General features: G+C 55.1%; 2 protein-coding genes. One reads left to right on the plus strand and one right to left on the minus strand.

All coding sequences use genetic code 11. The features are described from left to right. Nucleotides 1–37: 37 nt before the first annotated feature. The gene (locus H5U08_RS16650) at nucleotides 38–1,360 is read right to left on the minus strand and encodes a right-handed parallel beta-helix repeat-containing protein (protein WP_297035633.1); all 1,323 of its coding nucleotides are present in this window, start codon (nucleotides 1,358–1,360) and stop codon (nucleotides 38–40) included. A 551-nt stretch (nucleotides 1,361–1,911) separates the two neighbouring features. Here H5U08_RS16650 and H5U08_RS16655 point away from each other — a divergent pair. Continuing rightward, nucleotides 1,912–2,120, plus strand: a 209-nt coding sequence (locus tag H5U08_RS16655; protein ID WP_297035634.1) for a sulfatase-like hydrolase/transferase, incomplete at its 3' end; no start/stop codon positions are given.

The raw sequence follows: 2,120 nt of genomic DNA on the forward strand, positions 1-2,120 counted from the left end.
GCCAGAATAATCAAGCGGATGCGTCAACTCTACTTCTTCAATTGCTTTTTCTAAACGGATCTTCTTCAATCCATTCGTCGGCCCCGATATCCGGACGGCTATCTCGGGGTTGCCGGTCGAAGTCTTCTATCACCAGCGGTAACGGGCTGCCCGCATCACAGACGGCTGACCGGCGGGCTCGCAGGTGCAGGTCGCCACGCTTGGGATCCACAAATAAATCCGGACTGGGCGATAGAATGAGATTCTTTATCAGACGGATTCCGCCGGTCGATTCGTTGCGAACGGGACTTCCCACGAGAAGATTATTGACCACGATGGTGCCTTGATTATCGTGAACCAGTCTGATAAGCCTTCCGAGACGATTGTCGGGATCAAAAATCGAATTATGGGCGATAACGCAGTCCCGTGTGTAGTCGGCAACAATACCCGATTCTGGACATTGCACAATAAAATTATTTCTCACGATAATATTTGCTGCATGGACCGCAACGTCCGGCGGTTTGTATGAGTTTCCGAGGGCAATGCCCATATCGCAATTGATGATGACATTCCGCTCGACGACGCAATCGCGGCTGTCGTGCCACAGGAATATGGCGCCGCGCCCTTCTCGTGTGCGACCCTGAATGTTGTAAAAGACATTGTCCGATATAGTCCATTTGGCGGCGAACATAATGTCAATGCCTCCAATATAGTTGCCCTGGAAATTTTCCGGTGTGTCCGCAGGATCGTCCGCGTAACTTTTGGGGCGATCGTTATAGAAGAGACAATACATGACTCGGGAGCCTTCCGGACGGGCAACTGTGGCTGGAACCCGAACACCCTTGACCGCGCGTTGCCATATATTGTGCAGAATGCAGTTGTAAATGGTGACGCGATGCACTCCTGAGTCTGTATCCAGCTTGATGCCGTTCCATCGAACATTTTCAATCGTAAGGTCTGCGATAACGACGTCCGAACAACCATGGATGGCGAGAAGCTCGCCGAGTTGGTGCGGCCCACCATCGAGGATCACGTCCTGTCGCCGACCGCTGGCACCGCGCAGCGTCACCCTGTCGGTGCGAATGTCCAACCGACGAGGAAGCACGTAGCGACCGGGACTCAGAAGGATCGTTGTTCCTTCTTTTGCGTGCTCCACTGCCTTAAAGAGTTCCCCCACGGTGCGGACGCGGATCACCGGCTCCGTTGCGGCCGGTAAAGGTGGGGCCGCGCGAAAAAGCGTTGCGGCGATTGGGAGTTCGGACTGGTCCGCTTGAAGATTCGACACAGGTGAAGGCACTAGGTGGCCCACGCCATTCAGCAGCAACACGATCGTCCAGGTGATACGGGGTACCACCAGCCTGTGACATGGGTGCTGCCACATGAATCCGTTTCCTTACTACCAGGGCAACCATCAGATCGCGGATCGGAAAGCCGCTGCCTATTATGGACGTGTTGCACACCGGATAGCAACCGGTTTTCGAGAATGTAGATCGCCGCCCGGACCTCGGGAGCGGATCGGACCTCACCTCGCTTTCTCTTTGCCGATGGAAAGGCGCTGATCTCGACGATGGTTGGGACAGGAGTGAGATTCAGCCTGGAAAAAACGGCCTTATCCCTTGGCTTTCCAACGCCGAGTAATCGATTTCACCAACCGATCTCTATCTGCCGTTATTATGTAAGCGCAGGGGCCATTCATGACTACCCGTTCGGGGATGGGGTTCATCGACGCCGCCCGTGTAATCGTGGCGACTGGGGGACTGCCTTGACAGTCTCTTCGGTGTGTGGCTTACCAAGGATCATCATGTGAGGACGCGGTGGGCGGGTTCTCGCGGGGTTGCCCGAAGGGTGAGGGCCGCGTTATCCTGGACAGGCGACCGGGTGGCCATGCGCCGGTGGCCAAAATGAACAGCGAACTCGAGGAGGGCATGCACCATGCCGCGGTGGATTGTTTTCATTCTTGCCGGACTTATTAGCGTCAGCACTTTGGCGCGTGCCGGGGAAGAACAACTTGTTCGGCCCAATATTATTCTCGTCTTCATTGACGATATGGGCTGGGGCGATTTTTCCTGTTTTGGGAACACGGAAGCCAAGACACCGAATGTGGACGCTCTGGCGGCCGGGGGAATTCGATTCTATCAGTT

Origin of the sequence: Thermogutta sp. (genome assembly GCF_014359955.1) — a bacterium.
Taxonomy (GTDB): Bacteria; Planctomycetota; Planctomycetia; order Pirellulales; family Thermoguttaceae; genus Thermogutta.